Origin of the sequence: Saccharopolyspora sp. 6V, from assembly GCF_020176785.1 — a bacterium.
GTDB classification, from domain to species: Bacteria; Actinomycetota; Actinomycetes; order Mycobacteriales; family Pseudonocardiaceae; genus Saccharopolyspora_C; species Saccharopolyspora_C gregorii.
The window spans coordinates 1-22,015 of record NZ_JAIUKB010000142.1 but is presented as its reverse complement, the minus strand read 5'-3'; the positions used below and the strand labels follow the sequence as shown (position 1 = coordinate 22,015).

Below are 22,015 nucleotides of genomic sequence, written 5' to 3'. Positions count from 1 at the left end.
GCCGCCGCCGCGGCGCCGCGCGGCCCGGGGGGGCCCCCCCCCCGCGGGGGCGCCCCCCCCCCCGCGGCGGCGCGGCCGCCCCCCCCCCCCCCCCCCCCCCCCCCCCCCGCGCCGCTCACCGGAACGGGCAGGTCGCGGCGATGATCGGTGGGACACCCCGTTGCCCACGACCTCCGCTGCTGCCATGACACGATCTTCGCGCCCGCACCCGGCCCGAGCCATGCGGCGTTCGGGCGGTATTACCCTGGGCAGTGCACACGCAGAGTCACGATCGGTGGTAGGGGCCGATGGCCGGCCTCCACGGGTCGAGTGTGACCTGCACCGCACTCCGTCGAGTCCGAAAGGCGATGCCGCCGTGCCGCCCTCCGCTCCTCCGCGCACCGTGCGCATCGCCGCCGTCCTCACCATCGCCGAAGCGGTGGCGGGCCTCGCCTTCGTCGTCGCGCTGCTGGTGCGCACCGGCGCCCCCGACCTGGGCGGGGTGAACACGCTGGACCGCACCGACACGTTCGCCGAGGCCGGGTACTTCGGCATCATCTCGCTGGCCGTGCTCGCCGCGGGCGTCGGCATGTGGCAGGGCAGGCACTGGGCGCGCACGCCCGCGCTGCTGCTGCAGCTGATCCTGCTGGGGATCGCCTGGTACGCGATCGGGCCGTCGAAGCAGCCGCTGGTCGGGTTCGCGCTCGCGGTGCCCGCGGTGGCGGTGCTGTGGCTGATGTTCAACAAGCAGGGCCGGGTGTGGTCGCTGTACGGGCGGCCGCTCAACGGCGGCGGGTCCGGCGAGGGCTGATCGGCCCCGGCCGGGCGTGCCGGTCGCCGCGCTCCGGACGCTGAGCCCGCCGGAGCGCGGCGGGCGCGCCGTCGCCGGACGGATCTTCTGCGCGAGGCGTTCCGCGCGGCCCACGGCGGCGCTGAACGCCTCGGGGGTGTTGATCACCCGTCCGGTGGGGCTCTGCGTCCCGGCCGCCGGGAGAGGCGGGGTCAGGCGCCGAACTCGCGCAGCGCGTCCCCGGTGAGCCGGTGCACCGTCCACTCATCCATGCCGCGGGCCCCGACGGACTCGTAGAACTCGATCGCCGGGGTGTTCCAGTCCAGCACCCACCACTCCAGCCGCGCGTAGCCGCGCGCGACGCACTCCTGCGCGAGCGTGCGCAGCAGCGCCTTGCCGAGCCCGGAACCGCGCCGCTCGGGCAGCACGAACAGGTCCTCCAGGTAGATGCCGTGGCGGCCCTCCCAGGTGGAGAAGTTCAGGAACCACAGGGCGAAGCCCGCGACCTCGCCGTCGACCTCGGCGACGTGCCCGAACAGCGCCGGGTCCGCGCCGAACAGCGCGCGGTGCAGGTCGGATTCGGTGAGGTGGCACTCTTCGGCGGCCTTCTCGTACTCGGCCAGCGCGTGCACCAGCCGCACCACCGCGGGGACGTCGGACTCGGCCACCCGGCGGATGACGTGCTGCGACATCGCTGTTCCCTCGCTATCGGATCGGAGCGGGCACGTTGGAGCGTTCGAGCTGGGGGACGCCGCGCTCGTGCCCGAGCACGGTGATCCCGGCGGGGTCGAGGGCGAACCGGACGCCTTCGGTGACGGGCAGGCCGAGCCAGCGGGCGATCAGCGCCCGGCTGAAGTGCCCGTGCCCGGCGAGCAGCACGTCCCCGGCGGGGCCGGTGGCGATGCGGTCGAGCAGCGCGTCGGCGCGGGCGGTGACGTGGGCGGCGGATCCCCCCCCGGGGCAGGGGTGCGTCCACACCGTCCAGCCCGGAACCTGCTCGCGGATCTCCGGGGTGGTGCGGCCCTCGTAGTCGCCGTAGTCCCACTCGGCCAGCAGCGGTTCGACCTCGGCGGTGAGCCCGGCGAGTTCGGCGGTGCGGCGGGCGCGGCCGCGCGGGCTGGCGAGCGCGGTCAGCGGTGCGTCGCCGCGCAGGGCGGTGAGGGTGCGGGCCGCGGCGGTGGCGAGCTCCTCGCCCCGCGCGGTGAGCGGGACGTCGGTGCGCCCGGTGTGCTTGCCGCTGCTGGACCACTCCGTCTCGCCGTGCCGCAGCAGGAAGACCTTGCGTTCGCCGGATTCCGCCACGCGGCGAAGTCTAGGCGGCCGGGCCCGCGGCGCCCGCCGCGCCACCGGTGCGGGGGCCCGAACGCGAGAACGGCGCCGTCGCGCGGTGTTCCCGCTGCGGCGGCGCCGTTCGGCGACAGCGACCTCAGCCCTGCTTGGTCTCCCAGAAGATCTTCTCGATCTCGCGGTATTTTCGCTGTGACCAGCATCGATACTAGTTTTGACTCCCGCTAGGCCGTCTGTGGGCCGTCTGCGGCGTCTTCCGACTCACGCCGGTCGTACAGGCCGTCGATGACCTTCCGGGTTCGATCGCCGCTGCTGGGCATCAGGTGCGTATAGGTCCTCAGGGTGAACGCCGCATCCGCGTGTCCCAACCACTCCGACACGGCCTTGATCGACTCGCCCTTGTCCAGCAAAACCGAGGCAAAGAAGTGCCGGAGAGCGTGCATGCCATTCTCGTACTTCCCATGAGGCAACTCCGCTGAGACCAACGCTTTTTTCCAGCGGTCCTTATTGAAATCCTTCGCGTCGATGACTTTCCCCCACGCTGAGGTCATAATCAATCGGGCGGTATGAGGTGCTCCCTCCGGCCTCGCCCAAGGAAGTGTGATTTCCTTCGGTGGGAAACGTCGCATGTGCTCCTTCAGTGCATCGGCAACCGGTGTAGACAAAGGAACCTCCCTGCACTTTTCGTACTTTGGCAACGCAAAGACGTGCTTTGATCGAATCTTCTTCACTTGGCGACGAACGTGGATCACGTTGTTCTCGAAGTCGACGTCATCAACGGAAAGGCCGAAGCACTCGCCCTGCCGGAGACCCGCCCCGGCGCACAGATCCACGGAAACGCGGAACTTTTCGGGAAGCCCGTTTTGGGTATCCCAAACGCTTTTTTCCTGCCAAGGTACGATCTTTTTCTTGTTCACTTTGGGCTGCTTGGCGGATTTTCCGGCGCATGGGTTCGCTGCGATAAGGCCATCTTCTCGTGCGGCCGAGAACATCGCTGAAAGATTCGCAAAGAGAGTATGGCGGTACTGAGAAGAAAGTCCCTCTTCGCGTAGCCAGCGATCCCAAGAGCGCACCGTCGAGGGCTTTACGCTTCCAATAGCCGCCGTGCCCAGATGGGGAATTATGCGCTTTCGGAAACGCATCTCAAGAGTTTGCCGTGACAGTTCGTCGATATCGAGATCGGCGATCCACCTGGTGGCAAAACTGTTTAGGGGGACCTCGCCGGATTTTGGATCGATGTATGTACCGTCACTAACCGCAACCTCTTGTCTCGAACTCCATTCCTGTGCTCGCTTGTATTGTCCATCGGGAAACGACTTGGAGCGCTCGTTTCCTTCTGGATCTATGAATCGGGCACGGTAACGCGACCCCTTTCCGTATTCTTTGGTCTTTACCTTCACTGGACGCTTGCGTGAATCGAAGACAGGGGCTCCGTCTGCATCCGTCTTAATAACGAACCAACGGTCTTGAATATGTGCCACAGTGCACCCTCTTAGTCGAAGTGAGTTTCAACCTCGGTCGGCTTATACCGGAGATGCTTTCCGATCTTCCGGGGGCGTGGCCCGTAGCCCTTCGACCGCCACAGATAAATAGTTTGGATAGGAATGCCGTAGTATTCGGCAACCTGCTCTGGAGTCCACATAGATCGCATTTCCTCAGTCCTTCCTTTCTGTGGCGTGGTGGAGTTGTCGTGCGGCCCGTCGTGATTGGGCGTGTGCGTGGGCGAGTTCGCGTTCTTCGGGGGTGCGGTAGCCGACGCTGGTCATGTCCCAGTGGTTGGTGATGGTGATGGTGTCGGGGGTGAGTCCGTGATCTGCGAGGGCTTCCTGTAGCCGGTATTGGCGGCGGTCGGCGCGGATCTGCCCGAAGGTGGTGGAGTAGATTTTGGATTTGGTGAGGAAGTGGCCTCGGAATCCGAGCATGTGTGTCCAGCGGCGGAGTTTGAGCGCGGCGAGGGGACCGGGGATGGCTCCGCCGTTGTGGCAGGTGTCGCAGTAGGGCCCGTTCTCACAACCGCAGCCGTCGGGCTGGTGCTCGCCGTGGGGGTGGCAGTCCGGGCAGGGTGCGGGTCCGCCGAGGTTCCAGGCGGTGCGCATGAGCCGCTTGTAGTGGGCGTTCACGGCGAGGCGTTCAATCTGGCTGGCGGAGCGGATCGGGCGGTCCGGGGTCTCGGATTTGCCGGTGCCTTTGGTGGCGTATTTGGCCACGTAGGACGAAATCTGGTCTTCGCTGATCTGCCCGCCGTCGGTTTCGAAGCGGGAGGCGTTCGCCGCGCTGATCGGGCGGGCGTCGATCTGCGGGCCCCAGGCGAATTCGCGGACCTGCCCGCCGAATTCAGGGGTGGAGCAGCGGACTTGGGCGTGGGCGGCGTGGATGGCGTCGGTGAGGATGCCGGTGGTGGCCCAGGCGGGTGCAGGGGAGTGGGCGCCGTCGGGGCCGTCGAGGCGGAGGACGGCGTGGAGGTGGATGGCGCCGCGGCGTTGGTATTCGGCGACTTTGGCGAAGGAGAGCCGGGCGTGGTCGCGGAAGTCGTTGACGCGGATTCCGGCGGCTTGGGCGAGGTGGCGGGCGACGGCTTGGGTGAAGCGTCGCCAGAGTTCTCCGGCGCAGGCGTTGAACAGGACGTGGCCGGTGTAGTCGTAGCTGTCGGGGTGGCGTGCTTGGCCGTCTCGGTGGACGGGGCCGAAGGAGGGGGCGGTGAGGGTGAGGAACACGCGGGGGCGTTCGGTGACGTGGATGGGGACGCCCTTGGTTCCGCCGGAGAGCCCGGCTCGCAGGAGGTGGAAGGCGTCGGCGGCGTACCGGTCGGAGCACGCCACACAGACGGATTCGCGGCGGTTGCCGCAGGGGACCATGACTTGCCCGGTCCGTGAGGTGACTTCGGCTCCGGTGGCGTCGTGGATGGCCCAGGTGCCGGAGAGGCGGATGGGGTGGGTGCATCCGCCGGTGGAGGTCATGGCTTCGCGCCAGGCCGGGTAGCCGGGGTGGGCGAGGTGGTCGGCGTGGCGGTCGGTGGTGCGGTAGTCGGGGCGGGACAGGGCGGCGGGTGAGGACATGACTGGTGACCTCCGGGCATGAGAAACAGGGGCGGGGCACTCGTGCCGGTAGGTCCGGTGTGGAGTGCCCCGCCCCTAATCGGGTTGAGCGGGATCTTTTCTGTTGTGCGCCAACGGGTTTTAGGTGTGCACGGTGTGCCCGTTGGCAGGGGTGTAGGCGGTGGCGATCTGTTCGGCCAGCGTGTCGGGCACGTTCACGACGCGGTGCACGTCGGCCGGGGTGAACGGGCGTCCGGCCGCGCTGGCATCGGCGTAGGCGTCGGCGACGGCTTTGGCCATCGGTGGGGGCAGTTTCGGACCCCGCCGCACCGCCTGGGTTGCGCTGGCCTCCGGAGCCGGAGCCGGAGCCGGAGCCGGAGCCGGAGCCGGAGCCGGAGCCGGGGCGTCCCGGGGTTCCGGATGGTCCGGTTCGGGGTCGCGGGATTCGGCCGGCATGGAGGCCGGAGCCGTGTCACCGGCGGTTTCGCCCTGGTCGTCGATGGCATCGGTGGTGGCGTGGTCGGCGGCGGCGGCGTAGGCGGCGGTGATGACCTGGTGGGATCGGGCGTGGATGACGGGGATGACTTCGGCGAGACCGAACACGATGATCGGGATGATCGCGTGGACGGCGAACGAACCGAGATCGAACCCCTCGACCCGTACTTGTGGGGCGATGTTCATGAACAGCGTGGAGCCCAGCAAGATCCGTTTGAGCCAGGACCACCAGTCATGATCGGGCGTGACGCCGTGAGCGAGGATCATCGATTCGAAGTTGAGCAGCACGATCAGCAGCCCGGCGAACATCGGCTCGACGGTCCAGGCGCCCCACCACAGCGGATCGGCCGATGTGGCCCCCTTGGCAAGGAAGGCCTGCACGCCGGTGGTGGTGAACACCAGCCCGAGGGCGAGGAAGAACCACAGGCCCCGGACGGTGTGGGTGGTGGCGCGTTCCACGATCACCGCGATGCGGTCCGGGTCCTGCATCAACGGCCGCAGACGGCGGGACTCGGCGATTGCCGCCCGCAGCTTGTCTACCCGCTTGGTCTCCCCATCCTCCCGCCCGGCTTGTTCTCTCGATCGGGAACGCATCACAACCTCCTTCCTACTGCTGCGGGTTCGACGGGGTGATCAGGGCGATCGCGCCTCGGACCAGCAGGATCAGGCCGAGTCCACCGCCGATGGCGTAGCCGGGGCTGAGGAAAACCCAGACTCCGGCGAGCACGAGCAGCGCACCCGAGACCAGAGCCAGCAGGACGAGTAACGAGCGGCCGGTGAGGGCGAAGTGGACGGTGGGAAACATGGTTTTTCCTTTCTGTGCCACGGGATAGGGGTGGTCAGCCGTCGAGGCCGGGCCACAGCGGGAGGCTGGGATTGCGTCGGGCTCGTTCCTGGTCGGCGAGGATCGCGGCCCCATCGGCGAGCAGGACACGGAACTGTTCCGGAGTGAGCACGCACGCGGCCGAGGGCACGGCGGCGTCCATCGGAAAAGTGATCGCGATGTGCACCCCGTCAGCGGCGGGGGAGGCACTGAGCACCGAAAAGGGATGTCCGGCGTAGAAGTACGGCGTCGCAGGCATGGTGCGGCTGTCCTCTCGTATCAACGGGAAACGGTGGTGCGGGTGTGCTTGTGGCGGTACATCGCGGTATCGGCGCGGGCGAGCAGGTCGGGGAGTCCGCCGGTTGCCGGGCCGGTGGCGGCCCCGATGGACAGGGACACCTCGACGGGCTGGCCGTTGACCACGGTGATGTCGGTGACGGCCTCGGCGAGCGTGTCGGCGACCCGGGTGGGATCGGTGATGGCGTTCAGGCCGGTGAGCAGGACGGCGAACTCGTCGCCGTGGAGGCGGACCGGGAGCACGTCCGGTCCGGCGTGGCGGGTGAGGACGTGCGCGATCTCGCAGAGCACCAGGTCGCCGAAACGGTGCCCATAGGTGTCGTTGAGCTGCTTGAACCGGTTGGCGTCGGCCAGCAGCACCGCGACCCGCTCGTGTCGTCGACGGGCGCGGGCGAACCGGCGCTCTAATGCGGCACGGTTGGCCAGCCCGGTCAGCGGGTCGGTATGCAGGCGGGTGTGCAGTCGCCACGCGTAACCCGTGGTGCACATCACGCACAGGGCCATGACGGTCGAAACGACTTCTGGCAACATGGGAAATACCTCTCGCGATAGGGGTAGGCCCCGTTCTGGTCCTTCAGGCACGAATCACCAGGACGGGGCCGTCCATATTCGGGAAACAAGATCGAGCAGTTCAGGCGGCGTCAACGTTGCCGGTCTCGTCATCACCGTCTTCGTCGGGACGGAAGCGGATGACGTTGGAGTCGTCTGCTGCGGTGGGGGTGCAGGTGCGGACCAGTTCGGCGATGTCGTCGTCGGCGACGTATCCGGCACGCACGCGGATCGGGCGTCGCGAACGCTGATCGACCCGGAATCCGATTCCGGCGTGTTCGGCGTCGGCGGGGATCTCGTCGGCCAGTGCCCCGCGTAGCCGCATGTCCTCACCGAGAGCCATGTCGGGGTGGCTGGCGGTGGTGGTGCGCAGGCAGAACCGGCGGGTGAACAGATCCCGGATCGGGACGATGTCCTTGGTCGGTTCCTGCACGTAGGCACAGATCGCGAATCCGGCGGCGCGGCCCTGGGTCATCACCTCGGCCATGAGGCGCAGGGCGTCGCGGGTGGCGCGGGAGTCTCCGAGGGCGGTCATCATGGCGAGTTCGTCGATGAACAGGACCCGGAACGGGGTCTCGGTCGAGACGGTGACTTCCCGCATCCCACCGGCTGACAAGTGCGCTTGAGTGGCCTTCATGTCATCCCGGAAGGCTTTGATCACTTCCAGAGCGTCTTCCGGTTCGTCGGCGTAGCGGTCGAACAGGTCCCGTGCGGTCCCGGCTTCCATACCGCCTTTGAGGTCACACATGTCCGGGCGCACCAGGCCGTCCCGGATGGCGGGTCCCATCGCCCGGAGCGGGTTCCACATCAACGCGCCCTTACCGGACCCGGTCGCGCCGACACCGAGCCAGTGGTTGCCCCACAGGGGCTCGTACCAGTCGTTGCCGTACTCGTCCTCACCCATGAAGATCGCCGACAGATCCACATCAGCCGAGTCGGCGGGGATCGGGGCGGGATCGATCACCTCGGAGAACGGGTTACCCCGCACCACGGTGATCGCGATCAACTGTGGCTTGACCTTGATGATGCCGATCGCATCGGCCTTGAGTGCCATCGCGAGTTCGTCGGTGGCGTCGGTGAACCTCTTCAGCGACTGACCCCGCAGCGGCCTCACATACAGGGTGTCGATCGACGGTGAGGCCGACCGGACCCGGACCAGGCGGGGCACCTCCACGTGCCGGGTGCGGCGGTTCTCCCGGCTGAACTCGCAATCGATCATCAAGTTCCGCCACCGCCCGGCCACATACCGCAGCCACCGTCTCCGGAACGACCGCAGCGCCGGGGCGGCGTGAGCATCGAACGAATCCGGATGACCCCGGTACCAAGACAACCCGGCGACACCGAGACCGGCCAGCGTCGCCGCCGTCGGCACCGTTCCGAATTCGGCCATGCTCGCGGCCAGCAGTCCAGGAGCCGAAGTCATGCCAGGGTGCCGAGCCATCCATCCGCCAACACGCCACTCGATTCCCTTGGGGCGGGACACCTTTGCCATCACTACTCACTCCTTCACTGCTCGGAAAAAGAAGGGGGTCGGCCACCGTGGTGCAGTGGCCGACCCCTGAAAGAAAGCGGAGACTTACTAGCTGGTCTTCATGTGCGGGGACACGTCCAGCAGGTCCACCGAGTAGTTCGCCACCTCCCGCGCCAGCTCGTCGTGTTCCTTCTTGAACCCGGCAGAACGAACCTGAAGACCCGCCATCGACTCCCGCAGGATCTTCATCGCCTTGTCCAGATCACGCACCGCAGCATCCACCTGAAACTGAGACATACTGTTCACACCCTCCAGCCACGCGACGTCAATTCCTTCTCCCACTTCTTCGTGGACTCCCGCAACACGTGAAGCTGCTGCTCCGCCTTCTTGTGCGCACCGACGATCTGATCCTTCGTCGGCACCCGCCACTCAGAAGCCTTCACCGCACCGATCTTCGAATGCAGCTTCGCGGCCTCCTCCAGCGCGATCCGCACATCCTCGATCGCCTTACGCAATCCCTCGTACTTCTTGTTGGCCTGACGATTCCACGCCTGCACCTGCATCACACATCACTCCTCTGATTCGAGTGGAACGAGATCTCGCTGAGGCAACCGATCAGGGAGCCCGTTCGATCGGTGACCTGCCACATCAACCGCTGCTCGAGATCGGCGTGCTCGCGATACCGCGCAAACGCCTTCTCGATATCCTGAGTGAACTGCTCTTCCGGTGTCATGATGTTCCTTCCTTCACGCGCTCTTACGGCGCTGTTCCCACTGGGCGGGCTTGGACAGCACCGACCAGCGTTCCGACTTCCGGCGGCTCTTCGTCGGCACGAGCACCGACCGGGCCGGGCCCGTCAAACGCCCGTAGCGGACCTGGTGGGTACCGCCGATCTCCAGCCATCCGGCATCAAGGAGCTGATGCACCACCGCTTCGGTCTCCGCCGGAACCTCCTCCACCTCATCCCCGGTCGTGCACCGGTACACCTGCTGGCGGAACTCACCCACCACCATGAACTTCTCGGTCGAGGCCTGTTTCAGAACCCGTTCGACCACCTCCATGTCATTCACCACCCGGCGAGGCGTCTTCCGCGCAGGAAGCGGCACCACCGGATTACCGAACAGATCCGTCTCACCACCCACCGCCCGACACACCTCCCTTGATCGAACCCACACAACCCGAACCGTGAAAACCACTCACCACACAACCCACCATGCTTCTCCCTTCTACCCGCGAAATCATGTCGCCCACGATGAGAGGTGTGATAGCACCCGACTCACTCGCCGATCCCCTTTCTGCGAGGGGAATTCCGCTCGCGCTCGTCCTCACAGATCAGCGCACACAGCGCACTCACCGCCTCATCAATCGACTCAATCACCGCGTTCATCTGCGCAATGGCCCGACTCGTGGCCTCCACCACATTCCCGCCCGTGTAATGACCAGCGGGAAGATCCTGAGCCTCCTTGCAACGACTCTCCAAAGAACGCCGCAACGCGACATCATCCGCATCAGCCCGATGGAACCGCTCAATATCATCCCAAAACGGGCTCTGCTGCACCTTCATCCGAACCCCTCACATACCCTTGACACTCTGAACGCCTCTCAGGGACTCATTCAGGCCGGTCTCTTTCCCGGCGACGCCTCACGGCGTTTCGTCCAGCATTCCGGCGGTCAACACACACCGGAAAAAGGCATAAATCGGCCCACTATTGAATTCATCAAAGAACACGCAGCCAGAACGGCTTAGAAAATCACATCAATTCGGCGCGAAACCGAGAACAAAAGGCCAGGGACGGAAACCCGGATCAGGCCGGGGTCAACCCGTTCGCCCGGAACCAGATCCCGGACGAGTACTTACCGTCCTTCTCGTTCTCCCAGTGGCTCATCGTCGTGTCGATGAGCTGCACGTAGGTGCCCTCCTCGAACCCCTCGCCCGGATCGGCGGTCAGGGTCACCTTGATCTCCTCGCCCTTCTCCGCGAACTGGCCCTCCACCGGGCGCTTCTTCGCGAACAACGACACCACGAACTGCTGGACCCCCTGACGGTCCGTCACCGGCCGGATCTCACCCGTGTCCTTGTCCGTACGCGTCTTCATCACAGGCGCCTCCGTGATCATCAGCTTGTAGCCCTGCATGTTCGCCGGAATGTTCTTCAGCATCTCTGCACCTCATGTGATCGCTGTCTGTGCCCCTCGGGGCGGCGTGGCACCAGCATGACATACATGGTCTACATGTTGCAACAAGTTGCTTCAAACTTGTTGTGACAGGTAAGATAAGTGCAGGACAGAGGGCATATTGATCTTGAAAGGGGAACTAGTGGCACCCACTTTGCAGGCGCGGGTAGCTCGCCTGCTCCGGTCCATGATCGAGAGCGGGGAGTTGGCCCCAGGCGACGACGTGCCTAGCGAGGCGGAGATCTCGCGCGCGCACGAGGTGAGCCGAGTAACCGTGCGTGGGGCACTGCGGCAGCTCGAAGCCGAAGGTCTCATTGAGTCGGGGCAGGGGCGTAAGCGCCGCGTTCGGAAGATTCATCAGTACGACCACCACGCCGTATTTGCCGAGAGTCCTGATCGGCCAGAAGGGACCGACTCGTTCGTCTCCGAGGCGACATCAGCGGGGTTGAGTGCGTCGACCGATTTTGAGATGAGGATTGAAGTGCCTCCCGAGTTTGTCGCTAGGAGGCTGAGGGTTAAGTCTGATGAGCTGGTTGTAGTGCGCGATGTCCTTCGGTTCATTGGCAATGAACCGTTTTCGCAGCAGACCTCATATTATCCGCGCTCTCTCGCGGAAGAGTTGGGCTTTGATTCCCCGGGGGACATCAAGCCAGGGACTACTCGGGTTCTTTCTGAGAACGGATACCGTGAGACGGGAACGTTTGACGAAATCGTATCCAGGATGCCATCTCCTGCGGAATCTGAGCGTCTCGTGATCGGGGCAGGAACGCCCTTGATGATCCTGACGCGAACCGCCGTTTCTGGGCGAACGATAACTCGCCTAACGCAGACCAAGTTCCCGGCCGATCGTCATCGTATTTTGTATGAGATCGGAAATTATGAAGACGTAGCGATCGATGTGGAGGAAAAATAGGATGTTGAGAAGGGCTGAGTTATCGGACCTGGGCGAGATCTGCCAGCTCAGGGAAGAGTCTGCGCGTTGGCTTGCCCGTGCCGGGTTCGATCAGTGGAACAACACCGGGATCTCTTTGGGGCAATTTTCCCAACGTGTAACCGAGTCAATAGATGGCGGCGAGACGTGGGTAATTGAGCAAGATGCGCATGTTGTTTCGACTGCTGCGATTGACTCGAAAAGCGACCCTGGTCTATGGAGTAAGGAGGAGCTGAGGGAGTCTGTCATTATTCACCGGATGATGACAAGCCGCGAATATTCCGGCCGGGGGTATGGGAGCCTTCTTATCAAGCTTGCGCGCCATATCGGATTCAGGAGGGGCAAAAACTACGTAAGGCTAGATGCGTGGTCCTCCAATGAGTCCCTGCATCGATACTACGAAGAGCAGGGATTTAGATTGGTTAGAGTATCCACCAATCATGGCACGCCCAGTGGTGCACTATTTGAAATAGCTAGTGCCGACTTCTCGGAAGTTGATTCTATTGAAAGGGCTTTGCGCGGCGAGTAGCCTGCCGAAAGAAGGCGGTGGTCCGTGTCGACTCTTCGGCTTGGTTTATGCACCACTCCTTAAAGTCGTCACGGCAACCAAATCCTGTGACTTTTATGCATTTTATTGGTTGAGACTCTTTGAGTTCTCCCGTTAGGTGTCGGATGTACTCCTGCTGTCCGTACACCTGCACGAAGTCTCCTCGTGGCCACAAGTACACGCGGCCATGAGTACCTACCGTCCAAGCTCCTCTATCCATGCCGCCCCCTGAGTCCAAACAAGGCAATCAGGGTATTACCGCGCAGACTAGGTAAGCAAGGCAGCGCCGGACGTCCGAGGCAATCACGATTGGCGGATGAGCGAGTACGCCCCGTTGATCACTAGCGCCGAGCTTGGGCGACGGCTCGGGCTCTCGCGGCGGACGATCTCGCTGTACGCCAAGCGCGGGTGGATCACGCCTGCGATCACTACCCCTGGCGGGCAATACAGGTGGCGCTACGACGACGTTCTAGCCGAGATGCGCAAGCTTGCCGAAGAGCGGCGCAAGAGGCAGTAGCGGCCAGCCGCAGGAGGCGGTCCGGTGCGGCTTCAGCGTTCGTGTGAGGAGTTTCTTTTCTTCATCAAGGGCGGCCCCTTCGGGGCCGCCTGCCTGCTGTTTTTCTGGCCGCGCAAGCGGGTTCGCCGGGCGTGCGGCCTCCGGCCGGTCCCGGCGACCCGCGCGCGGCCTAAGGGCGGAAGGCAGGCGGCCCGGCGCCGATGAAGGGGCCTCAGAAGTGAATGTCGCCGTCGATGCGGGCGGTCTGGACGCTGTGGCCTGAGACGTGGCCGGTGTTGACGTTGCGCACGGTGCTGTGGAGTCCGGCGTGGATCAGGTCGAGTACGACGTCTTCGAGAGCGCGGCCTTCGTAGGCGGACTGGTTGTAGAGGGCTTCGCGGTCGGTGTCGGTGAGAGCGTCCAGGTCGATGGTGACTCGTTCCATGTCTGGATGGTCGCGCTGATGAGGGTGGTCGGCTTGTTGACCTCACAGGCGGTTGGGGTCACCGGGGCAGGGTGGTCGGCTTGCCAGTTCCTACGGGCAGCCTTGTCTCGCCGGGCGTAGTGGGTTGCCTGGCTGTGGTCCTGTTCAAGAAGTGCCGACCGGGGATTTCTGCCGGTGGAATTTATGCCGGCATTAGGGCTGAACGCGGACCACGGATGCCCTCGCCGGGCTGGCAGGCCAACAGGGTGAAGGGGGTGAGCGCAGGCGTGTTGCGGTTCGGAGCGGTGCCGGGTCTGCCCTCGCCCCACCGACCTCCACAAGGGCTATCAGGCCCCGTCAAGGGGGCAAGCTGTCGGACCGCCCCTACCTGCTGGCAACGAAGGTTGCCCCCTTGACAGGACCTGATCGGGCTGACGCCAGGTCGACGGGGTGAGGGCAGCGGAGAACCGTCCATATTGGACCAAACCAGGCCGTCCAAAGGCCGTCAGGCCGTCATCAGGCCGTCGAAGGAGGCCGAAAGACAGAAAAAGACGCCGACCAACGAACAGGTGTCGTCGCTGGTCAGCGTCTTGATCCGTGCTCTGACCTCAGCCCTGCTTGGTCTCCCAGAAGATCTTCTCGATCTCCGCGATGTAGTCCAGCAGTTCCTGGCCCTTGGCCGGGTCCATGGAACCCTTGGTGCCGGTCGCCCCAGCGGCCTTGGTGGCCTTGTTGACCAGCTCGTGCAGCTGCGGGTACTTCTCGAAGTGCGGCGGCTTGAAGTAGTCAGTCCACAGCACCCACAGGTGGTGCTTGACGAGCTCGGAGCGCTGCTCGGCGATGATGATCGCGCGAGTGCGGAACTCGAAGTCCTCGTTGTTCTGGTACTTCTCCTGCACGGCCTTGACGGACTCAGCCTCGATCCGCGCCTGTGCCGGGTCGTAGACCCCGCACGGCAGGTCGCAGTGCGCGGTGGCTTCCAGGCGCGGGCTGAGGATACGGGACAGTAGACCCATCATTCCTCCCTGACAGTGAATGCTCCGACGTGCGTGACCCTACTCGTGACGATCTCGTGCGTCTTCCTGGAGGGACCGCTGCGGGGGTGCTCTCGACCGGAGGTGGGACGGTGTCCGGGCTGGATCGGTGGCGGTGGCGCCGGGTGCTGGTGCGCGGGGCGTCGATGGTGCCCGCGCTGCGCGATGGGGACGTGGTGGTGGTGCGGACTCGCGCGGTCGCCCGGGCGGGTGATGTGGTGCTGGTGCGGTGGGCGTCGCGACCTGCGCAGCTGTCGGTGAAGCGGGCGGTGCGCCGGGAGGGCGCCGGGTGGCACGTGGTGGGGGACAACGCGTTCGGCTCGACGGATTCGCGGGAGCTGGGGCCCGCGGCGGTGCTCGGCGTGGTGGCGTGGCGGTTGTGGCCGAGGCCACAGCGGCTCCGCTGAAGTGATACCCGTTCACTTCGTTTGCACCGTTTATGTGAACAGGGTTCACAACCGTGGGTGCGCGCTGCATCATCCAGCGTCATGACTCTCTCCCGCCGGCGCATGCTCGGTCTCACCGCGCTCAACGCGGCCGCCGCCCTCGGCCTCACCACCGTCTCCACCCGCGGGGCGGTCGCCGCAGGCCGGCGCACCACCGTGCCCGCCGTGGTGATCGGCTCGGGCTACGGCGCGGCCACCACCGCGCTGCGCCTCGGCTCCGCGGGAGTGCCCACGCTCATGCTGGAGATGGGGCGGCTCTGGGACACCGCGGGCTCCGATGGGTCGATCTTCTGCGACATGCTGCGACCCGACCACCGCAGCAGCTGGTTCCGCACCCGCACCGAAGCACCGCTGGCCAGCATCCTGTGGCTCGACCTGGTCAACCGGGACGTGAAGCCGTACGCGGGCGTCCTGGACCGGATGCACTTCGACGAGATGGACGTCTACGTCGGCCGCGGCGTCGGCGGCGGCTCCCTCGTCAACGGCGGCATGGCCGTCACCCCCGAACGGGACGACTTCGCGCGGATCCTGCCGGGCGTCGACCCGGAACCGATGTACCGGCGGTACTACCCGCTGGCGAACCGGATGCTCGGCGCGAACTCCCCGGACCCCACCTGGTTCGAGGACACCGACTGCTACGCCTACGCGCGGCTGTCCCGCAGGCACGCCGAACGCGCCGGGTTCGGCACCACCTTCGTGCCGAACGTCTACGACTTCGACTACATGCGCCGGGAAGCCGCCGGTGAGGTCCCGAAGTCCGCGCTCGCCTCCGAGGTGATCTACGGCAACAACCACGGCAAGCGCAGCCTGGACAAGAGCTACATCCCCGCCGCCCTCGGGACCGGCAACGTCACCCTGCAGACCCTCACCCGCGTCACCTCGTTCCGGCAGGAGGCCGACGGGACCTACGTGCTCACGACCGAGCGCATCGACGAGCTCGGCGAGGTCCGCGGCACCGCCGAGATCGCCTGCGCGCACCTGTTCCTCGGCGCGGGCAGCCTCGGCTCCACCGAACTGCTGCTGCGCGCCCGCGACACCGGGGCGCTGCCCGACCTGCCGGCCGGGCTCGGCGAGAAGTGGGGGCCGAACGGCAACGTGATGCTCGGCCGCGCCAACCACCCGTGGGACACCACCGGGCTCGTCCAGTCGGGCATGCCCGCGCTCGGCATCGACAACCGGCACGACCCGGACAACCCGGTGTTCGCCGAGATCGCGCCGGTGCCCGCGGGCATCGAAACCTGGGCCAGCCTCTACCTGGCCATCACCCGCAACCCCGAGCGCGGCCGCATCGAGTACGACGCGGCCACCGACTCGGCGCGGCTGCGCTGGCGCGAGGCGCAGGGACAGCCGTCCATCGACGCGGCGAAGGCCGTGTTCGACCGGATCAACCAGGCCAACGGCACCGCCTACCGGCACGACCTGTTCGGCGACACCAGGGCGTTCGAGAACCGGTTCACCTACCACCCGCTGGGCGGCTGCGTGCTCGGCGACGTCACCGACGCGTACGGGCGGGTGCGGGGCTACCGGAACCTGTACGTCACCGACGGCTCGCTGATCCCCGGCTCCACCGGGGTGAACCCGTTCGTGACGATCACCGCGCTCGCCGAGCGCAACGCGGAACGGGTCCTCGCCGAGGACTTCTGAGCGCGCGGTCGCCCGGGCCGGTGCGTCCCCCCCCCCCGCCGGTCATGCCGCGGCGCGGAGTTCGGCGTAGCGGCGCAGGCAGGCGTCGTAGTCGGGCAGCAGGCCCGCGTCGGCGGCCGCCGCCAAGGTCGGCGCGGCGCGGTCCTTGTCCGAGAGCACCGGTTCCCCGTCGAGGTGCTCGGCCCACGGCAGGCCCAGTTCCGGGTCGAGCGGGCTGATCCCGTGCTCCGCCGACGGCGTGAACGGGGTGGAGCACAGGTAGCTCATCACCGTGTCGTCCTCCAGCGCGACGAACGAGTGCCCGAGCCCCTCGGCGACGTACAGCGCCCGGTACTCCGCGGAGTCCAGCCGCACCGCCACCCACCGCCCGAACGTCGGCGAGCCGACCCGCACGTCCACCACCACGTCGACCATCGAGCCGCGCGGGCAGTACACGTACTTCGCCTGCCCCGGCGGCACGTCCGCGAAGTGCACGCCGCGGATCACGCCGCGCGCCGAGACGCTGTGGTTGGTCTGCCCGAGGCGCAGCGGGTGCCCGACGGCCTCGACGAACGCCGCCTCCTGGAACGGCGCGGCGAACAGGCCGCGGTGGTCGGGGAAGGACTTCGGGGTGAACTCGTGCACGCCGGTGATGTCGAAGGAGCGGATTTCCACGTCCGCAGCGTAACCACCTCATTTTCCGCTTCCGCCGCTGAGCGCCGGGGTGGCGGAACCGCGGCGCGGGGTCGGAGCCGGCAGCGGACGCCCGGCCCACCGGTCGCTCGAACCGCCGCCGGCCGGCCGCGCGGAAAATCGGGAAATGTTGCGCCACCGAGAACTGCCCGCAGGAAACCGCCCGCGTGACGCCCGACCTGCTCGATCAAGTCTGTGACCCTGGTCGCTGACAGCGCGGAACCCGCGCTGGCAGACTGGCCGGACCGCAGCGTCCACCGGTTCGCTTTCCCGCACCAGGGAAACCGGCACCGGTCGTCCCGACGCCCGTCGCACCCGGTACCGCCCGGGAGCCCTGACGAGCGCGTCGCCGGGTGGCTGTACGTCACCCATTCGCTCCGAAACCCGGGACCACCCGGTTTTCGCAGGCCATGGCAACAGGAGGGACGCCGTGACCACTGTGAACGATCGCACTCCCCCCGCCGCGAGCGGCGCGGAACTGACCGACGACGAGATCTTCCACGCGCACGAGGGCGGCAAGCTCGGCGTCGACGTGACCGCGCCGCTGGACAGCGCGCGCGACCTGTCGATCGCCTACACGCCCGGTGTGGCCAAGGTGAGCCGGGCCATCGCCGCCGATGAGACCCTGGCCGACCGCTACACCTGGACGCAGAACCTGGTGGCGGTGGTCAGCGACGGCACCGCGGTGCTCGGGCTCGGCGACATCGGGCCGCGCGCCTCGCTGCCCGTGATGGAGGGGAAGTCGGCGCTGTTCAAGACCTTCGCCGGGCTCAACTCGATCCCGCTGGTCCTCGACACCACCGACGTCGACGAGATCGTGGAGACGATGGTGCGGCTGCGCCCCTCGTTCGGCGCGGTGAACCTGGAGGACGTGGCGGCACCGCGGTGCTTCGAGCTGGAGCGCCGCCTCATCGAGGCCCTCGACTGCCCCGTGATGCACGACGACCAGCACGGCACGGCCGTCGTGGTGCTGGCCGCGCTGCGCAACGCCGCGAAGATCGTCGGCCGTGAGATGTCCTCGATGCGCGTGGTCATCTCCGGTGCGGGCGCGGCCGGCGTGGCGTGCGCGAAGATCCTGCACACCGCCGGGGTCGGCGAGATCGTCGTGCTGGACTCGCGGGGCGTGCTGCACTCCGGGCGGGACAACCTCACGCCCATCAAGGAGGAGCTGCTCGGCTACACCAACCCGCGCGGCATCACCGGCGGGCTGGAGAACGCCCTCGACGGGGCCGACGTGCTCATCGGCGTCTCCGCCGGCCAGATCCCGGAGGAGCTGGTCGCGACGATGGCCGACGACGCGATCGTGTTCGCGCTGTCGAACCCGGACCCGGAGGTGCACCCGGACGTCGCGCGCAAGCACGCGGCGGTCGTGGCCACCGGGCGCAGCGACTTCCCGAACCAGATCAACAACGTGCTGGCCTTCCCCGGCATCTTCAAGGGCGCGTTGCAGGAGAACTCGCGGATGATCACCGACCGGATGAAGGTCGCCGCCGCGGAGGCCATCGCCGAGGTCGTCGCCGAGGAACTCGCCGCCGACAAGATCGTGCCGAGCCCGCTGGACCCGCGGGTCGCGCCCGCCGTGATCAGCGCCGTCGCCGCGGCGGCCCGCGCGGACGGGGTCGCCACCGCCTGATCCCGCCGCGGGGATCGGACATCCGGACCACTGGGGCGCCCCGGGGGGGGGGCGCCCCAGTGGTCTGTCCGGTGGGCTTCGCCCGCGGCGTTCGCGTCATGACAGCCGGTGCCCGTCGTCACACGCGCGGGTGGTACCGATCGAAGGGCGACCAGCGGTTCGCTGCGGAGTCCGTGCCGGTAAGGTCAGGTCCGTAACTCGCTGTGGTGCCGATCACGTGCGGGATGGTCGGTCTTCGGTCGTGTGCCCGGTGAACGTGGCCGCTACGCAGGAGGGGTGCTGGTGACCGATCGGTACGACGGAACGCCCGCTTCCGGGGCGAGAGGCGTGACGGAACCGGCGGCGGACGGGGCGGCGGGCTCGCTCGACGACGCGGGATTACCCGACGCACCCGCGATGCTCAGCGCCGCGGACGGCACGGTCCTGCGGGTCACCGAGCAGGCCGTGCGGCTGGCCGGGGTCGCCGACGCGGCCGAGCTGCTCGGTTCGCGGCTCGGTGAACTCGTGGTGCGCGCCGGATCGGTGTCGCTGCTGCGCGGAGCCCGCGACATCGCGGTGCGGGTGCTGAGCTGGCCCTCGCCGCGGGACCCGTCGCTGCGGGTGACCGTGCTGGTGGACGTGCGCGACCTGCTGCCCGAGGACGCCGCCGCCTCCGGCGCGGAGATCGCCGACGAACGCGCCCGGCTCATCGAGGCGCAGCGCATCGCGAAGGTCGGCAGCTGGAGCGTGTATCCCGAGACCGGGCAGATGTACCACAGCCCGGTGCTCAAGGAGCTCTTCCACGCCAGCGGCACCGAGGACGCCTTCGACGGCGTCAACATGATCGTCGCGGTGCGGCCCGACGACCAGCCGAAGGCCGAGGACTTCGGGGCCCGGCTGCGCGCCGCGCCCGTCGGCAAGCTCGTCGAGGTCGAACTGCGCGACCACACCGACCGCGTCTTCCTGTGCACCGGCCGGGTCGAACGCGACGCCGCCGACCGGGTCGAACGCATCGAAGGCACCGTGCAGGACGTCACCGAGCAGCGGCTGCTGGAACGGCAGCTGCGCGACGAGCGCCGCAAGCTGCACGACGCGCAGCGGGCCGCGCGCCTCGGCACCTGGGAATGGGACGCCGCCACCGGCATCACCCAGCTGTCGGAGATGATGCGCGAGATCTGCGGGCACCTGCCCGGCGAGGCCACCAGCTACGAGAGCTACCTGCAGGGCGTGCACCCCGAGGACCGGGACCGCGTCGACGAGGCCTGGCGCGGGTTGTCCCAGTGCTTCGAGCCCGTCGAGGTCGAGCACCGCTTCGTGCGCCGCGACGGCGCCATCCGCACCCTGCGTGCCCACGGCACCGCCATCCGCGACCCCGACGGCCGGATGGTGCTCGTCGGCACCGCGCAGGACGTCACCGAGCAGCGCACCGCGCTGACCCGGATCGAGCGGTCCACGCAGCGGTTCACCGATCTGGTCGCCGTCACGCCCGTCGGTATCGGCCTGTTCGACCAGGACGAGCACCTCGTCGACGCCAACGACGCGCTGTGCGACCTGCTCGGCTACCGGCTGGAGCAGCTGCGCGGGATGAGCGCGCGGCAGATGACGCACCCGGACGAGCGTGATTCGGGGCTGCGCGCCGCCTCCGACGAGAGCGCCTCGTCCCGCGCCGGGCGGCGGAAGGTGCCGCAGCGGCTGCTGATCCGCTCCGACGGCGAACCGGTGTACTGCGAGCTGCACGTCGCGCTGTCGGTGCAGGACGACGGCACCCGGTTCTGGCTCGTGGTGTTCCAGGACATCACCGAACGCCGCCGTGCCGCCGAAGCGCTGCGCTACCAGGCCACCCACGACGACCTGACCGGGCTGCCGAACCGGGCCGCGGTCAAGGAGCTGCTCGGCACCCTGCTCGGCAGCTCCGATCCGGCCGGGGTCGCGGTGCTGTTCTGCGACATCGACAACTTCAAGCGGGTCAACGACTCGCTCGGCCACGACGCGGGCGACGAGCTGCTGGTGGCGTTGGCGCGGCGGCTCGAAGGCGGGCTGCCCGAAGGCTGCACCGCGGCGCGGCTCTCCGGTGACGAGTTCCTCATCATCTGCTCCGACATCGCCACCGTCGGCGGGCTCGACTCGCTCGCCACCCGGGTGTCCGGGCTGCTGCGCACCGCGGTGCCGGTGCACGGGCAGCTGATCCGGGTGTCGGCGTCCATCGGGGCCGCGGTGCCCAGCGGTGGTGGTTCCGGCGGGGAGGACCTGCTGCGGTTCGCCGACGCCGCCATGTTCGAGGCGAAGCGGCGCGGCGCGGGCAAGGTGTCGCTGGCCAGTCCGGCGCTGATGGCCTCCGCGGACCGGCAGCTGCACCTCGAAGGGCAGCTGCGGGAAGCGCTGAACAACGACGGGCTGACGTTGCACTACCAGCCGGTGGTGGCCTCCGACGGCACCGTGCTCACCGCCGAGGCGCTGGTGCGCTGGCCGCACCCGGACCGCGGGCTGCTCAGCCCGGACGCGTTCCTGCCCGTCGCCGAGCAGGGCGACCTGCTGCGCGAGCTGGACCGGTGGGTGCTGCGCACCGCGCTGCGCGAAGCCTCCACCTGGCCGGTGCCGAACGGGCGCCAGGTCGGGATCGCGGTGAACCTCGCCGGGCTCGTGCCCGGGGGCGCCGACTTCGTGGACGTCGTCGCCGACACCGTCGCCGAATGCGGGCTCGACTGGAACCGGGTGGTGCTCGAACTCGTCGAGACCGCGCTGGTCGACCTGCCGTCCCGCACCCGGCAGGCGATGGGGGAGCTCGTCGCGCGCGGCGTCCGGTTCGCGGTGGACGACTTCGGCACCGGCTACTCCTCGCTGGCGCGGCTCAAGGACCTGCCCGCGCAGATCATCAAGGTGGATCGGCGGTTCGTGGCCGGCGTCGGCGGCGACCCCTCCGACTTCGCCGTGGCGCAGGCCGTCGTCGGGATGGCGCGGGCCATGGGGCGGTTGTGCGTCGCCGAAGGCGTGGAGACCGCGACCCAGTTCCACGTGCTGGCCGGGGTGGGGGTGGACGCCTACCAGGGGTGGCTGTTCTCGCGGCCGATGCCGGCGCGGGAGTTCCGGGCGCTGCTGGAGACGGGCCCGCTCCCGCTGACCAACGATCGGTGAGATCCCTCCGCTCCTGCTGCGCAGCTCTGGGGTGGCGGAACCTCAGCGCCCTCCTCGCTGCGGGATCGTTTTCCCGCTGCGGGCGGGGTCGCCGGCCCCGGGGGGAACGCTGCTGGGGACTCGCGGGTGATCAGGTGGTCGCTGCTTCGTTCGTCGGCAGGGCGTGCGGGCTGCGGG

General features: G+C 67.5%; 27 protein-coding genes. 8 read left to right on the top strand and 19 right to left on the bottom strand.

Translation table 11 applies throughout. From position 1 onward, the window contains the following. The first annotated feature begins 355 nt into the window (after positions 1 to 355). Entirely contained in the window at positions 356 to 790 is a 435-nt protein-coding gene (locus tag LCD35_RS24685) for a hypothetical protein (protein WP_224960482.1), read from the top strand. Positions 791 to 981: 191 nt separating this feature from the next. On the opposite strand, the gene LCD35_RS24680 is transcribed toward LCD35_RS24685, so the two are convergent. The 16 genes from LCD35_RS24680 to LCD35_RS24605 all read right to left on the bottom strand — a co-directional run bounded on the left by LCD35_RS24680 (position 982) and on the right by LCD35_RS24605 (position 10,885). Continuing rightward, positions 982 to 1,461, bottom strand: coding sequence for a GNAT family N-acetyltransferase (locus LCD35_RS24680; RefSeq protein WP_224960480.1), 480 nt, complete (start codon positions 1,459 to 1,461; stop codon positions 982 to 984). 13 nt (positions 1,462 to 1,474) lie between these two features. Beyond that, positions 1,475 to 2,071, bottom strand: coding sequence for an acid phosphatase (locus LCD35_RS24675; RefSeq protein WP_225045036.1), 597 nt, complete (start codon positions 2,069 to 2,071; stop codon positions 1,475 to 1,477). A 209-nt stretch (positions 2,072 to 2,280) separates the two neighbouring features. Continuing rightward, positions 2,281 to 3,456: a tyrosine-type recombinase/integrase gene (locus tag LCD35_RS24670; RefSeq protein WP_225045034.1), complete on the bottom strand. Its 1,176-nt coding sequence runs from the start codon at positions 3,454 to 3,456 to the stop codon at positions 2,281 to 2,283. Between the two features lie 92 nt (positions 3,457 to 3,548). Then, positions 3,549 to 3,698 (bottom strand): helix-turn-helix domain-containing protein, encoded by a 150-nt coding sequence (locus LCD35_RS24665; protein WP_308016940.1) that lies wholly within the window; start codon positions 3,696 to 3,698, stop codon positions 3,549 to 3,551. A 13-nt stretch (positions 3,699 to 3,711) separates the two neighbouring features. Beyond that, a complete protein-coding gene (locus LCD35_RS24660) occupies positions 3,712 to 5,112 on the bottom strand; it encodes a replication initiator (RefSeq protein WP_225045030.1) in 1,401 nt (466 codons plus the stop codon). A 120-nt stretch (positions 5,113 to 5,232) separates the two neighbouring features. Next, positions 5,233 to 6,180: a hypothetical protein gene (locus LCD35_RS24655; protein WP_225045028.1), complete on the bottom strand. Its 948-nt coding sequence runs from the start codon at positions 6,178 to 6,180 to the stop codon at positions 5,233 to 5,235. Positions 6,181 to 6,193: 13 nt separating this feature from the next. Beyond that, positions 6,194 to 6,391 carry a hypothetical protein gene (locus LCD35_RS24650; protein WP_225045027.1) on the bottom strand — a complete coding sequence of 66 codons (198 nt, stop codon included), beginning with the start codon at positions 6,389 to 6,391 and terminating at the stop codon, positions 6,194 to 6,196. A gap of 34 nt (positions 6,392 to 6,425) precedes the next feature. Beyond that, complete coding sequence (locus tag LCD35_RS24645) at positions 6,426 to 6,668, bottom strand: hypothetical protein (RefSeq protein ID WP_225045025.1); 243 nt, start codon at positions 6,666 to 6,668, stop codon at positions 6,426 to 6,428. A 20-nt stretch (positions 6,669 to 6,688) separates the two neighbouring features. After that, positions 6,689 to 7,237 (bottom strand): GGDEF domain-containing protein, encoded by a 549-nt coding sequence (locus tag LCD35_RS24640; protein WP_225045023.1) that lies wholly within the window; start codon positions 7,235 to 7,237, stop codon positions 6,689 to 6,691. 100 nt (positions 7,238 to 7,337) lie between these two features. Then, positions 7,338 to 8,747: a cell division protein FtsK gene (locus LCD35_RS24635; protein WP_225045021.1), complete on the bottom strand. Its 1,410-nt coding sequence runs from the start codon at positions 8,745 to 8,747 to the stop codon at positions 7,338 to 7,340. Between the two features lie 87 nt (positions 8,748 to 8,834). Continuing rightward, entirely contained in the window at positions 8,835 to 8,996 is a 162-nt protein-coding gene (locus LCD35_RS24630; protein ID WP_225045019.1) for a hypothetical protein, read from the bottom strand. Between the two features lie 32 nt (positions 8,997 to 9,028). Continuing rightward, positions 9,029 to 9,292, bottom strand: a complete 264-nt coding sequence (locus LCD35_RS24625; protein WP_225045017.1) for a hypothetical protein — start codon at positions 9,290 to 9,292, stop codon at positions 9,029 to 9,031. After that, complete coding sequence (locus tag LCD35_RS24620) at positions 9,289 to 9,459, bottom strand: hypothetical protein (protein WP_225045014.1); 171 nt, start codon at positions 9,457 to 9,459, stop codon at positions 9,289 to 9,291. The genes LCD35_RS24625 and LCD35_RS24620 overlap by 4 nt, the downstream gene beginning before the upstream one ends. 13 nt (positions 9,460 to 9,472) lie before the next feature. Next, entirely contained in the window at positions 9,473 to 9,868 is a 396-nt protein-coding gene (locus tag LCD35_RS24615; RefSeq protein WP_225045012.1) for a hypothetical protein, read from the bottom strand. 134 nt (positions 9,869 to 10,002) lie between these two features. Continuing rightward, the gene (locus LCD35_RS24610) at positions 10,003 to 10,290 is read right to left on the bottom strand and encodes a hypothetical protein (protein WP_225045010.1); all 288 of its coding nucleotides are present in this window, start codon (positions 10,288 to 10,290) and stop codon (positions 10,003 to 10,005) included. Positions 10,291 to 10,531: 241 nt separating this feature from the next. After that, complete coding sequence (locus LCD35_RS24605; protein ID WP_225045008.1) at positions 10,532 to 10,885, bottom strand: hypothetical protein; 354 nt, start codon at positions 10,883 to 10,885, stop codon at positions 10,532 to 10,534. A 157-nt stretch (positions 10,886 to 11,042) separates the two neighbouring features. Between LCD35_RS24605 and LCD35_RS24600 the strand changes: the two genes are divergently transcribed. The 3 genes from LCD35_RS24600 (at position 11,043) to LCD35_RS24590 (ending at position 12,895) form a co-directional block, all read left to right on the top strand. Next, positions 11,043 to 11,813, top strand: a complete 771-nt coding sequence (locus LCD35_RS24600; protein ID WP_225045006.1) for a GntR family transcriptional regulator — start codon at positions 11,043 to 11,045, stop codon at positions 11,811 to 11,813. Between the two features lies 1 nt (position 11,814). After that, entirely contained in the window at positions 11,815 to 12,360 is a 546-nt protein-coding gene (locus LCD35_RS24595; protein ID WP_225044986.1) for a GNAT family N-acetyltransferase, read from the top strand. A 334-nt stretch (positions 12,361 to 12,694) separates the two neighbouring features. Continuing rightward, positions 12,695 to 12,895 (top strand): MerR family transcriptional regulator, encoded by a 201-nt coding sequence (locus LCD35_RS24590; RefSeq protein WP_225044984.1) that lies wholly within the window; start codon positions 12,695 to 12,697, stop codon positions 12,893 to 12,895. 211 nt (positions 12,896 to 13,106) lie between these two features. On the opposite strand, the gene LCD35_RS24585 is transcribed toward LCD35_RS24590, so the two are convergent. After that, the gene (locus LCD35_RS24585; protein ID WP_225044982.1) at positions 13,107 to 13,319 is read right to left on the bottom strand and encodes a hypothetical protein; all 213 of its coding nucleotides are present in this window, start codon (positions 13,317 to 13,319) and stop codon (positions 13,107 to 13,109) included. Positions 13,320 to 13,906: 587 nt separating this feature from the next. Beyond that, positions 13,907 to 14,314: a superoxide dismutase, Ni gene (gene sodN, locus LCD35_RS24580; protein ID WP_224960478.1), complete on the bottom strand. Its 408-nt coding sequence runs from the start codon at positions 14,312 to 14,314 to the stop codon at positions 13,907 to 13,909. 110 nt (positions 14,315 to 14,424) lie between these two features. On the opposite strand from sodN, the gene LCD35_RS24575 reads away from it, so the two are divergent. Both LCD35_RS24575 and LCD35_RS24570 read left to right on the top strand, forming a co-directional pair. After that, positions 14,425 to 14,739 (top strand): S24 family peptidase, encoded by a 315-nt coding sequence (locus LCD35_RS24575; RefSeq protein ID WP_224960476.1) that lies wholly within the window; start codon positions 14,425 to 14,427, stop codon positions 14,737 to 14,739. Positions 14,740 to 14,820: 81 nt separating this feature from the next. Next, on the top strand, positions 14,821 to 16,422 hold the full coding sequence (locus LCD35_RS24570) for a GMC oxidoreductase (RefSeq protein ID WP_224960474.1): 1,602 nt from the start codon (positions 14,821 to 14,823) through the stop codon (positions 16,420 to 16,422). Between the two features lie 42 nt (positions 16,423 to 16,464). Here the strand turns inward: LCD35_RS24570 and LCD35_RS24565 are convergent, their stop codons facing one another. Next, positions 16,465 to 17,076 carry a dTDP-4-dehydrorhamnose 3,5-epimerase family protein gene (locus LCD35_RS24565; protein ID WP_224960473.1) on the bottom strand — a complete coding sequence of 204 codons (612 nt, stop codon included), beginning with the start codon at positions 17,074 to 17,076 and terminating at the stop codon, positions 16,465 to 16,467. 448 nt (positions 17,077 to 17,524) lie between these two features. On the opposite strand from LCD35_RS24565, the gene LCD35_RS24560 reads away from it, so the two are divergent. Further along, positions 17,525 to 18,727, top strand: coding sequence for an NADP-dependent malic enzyme (locus tag LCD35_RS24560; protein WP_224960472.1), 1,203 nt, complete (start codon positions 17,525 to 17,527; stop codon positions 18,725 to 18,727). 396 nt (positions 18,728 to 19,123) lie between these two features. Next, positions 19,124 to 21,838 carry a bifunctional diguanylate cyclase/phosphodiesterase gene (locus LCD35_RS24555; RefSeq protein ID WP_225045044.1) on the top strand — a complete coding sequence of 905 codons (2,715 nt, stop codon included), beginning with the start codon at positions 19,124 to 19,126 and terminating at the stop codon, positions 21,836 to 21,838. The last annotated feature ends 177 nt before the right edge of the window (positions 21,839 to 22,015 follow it).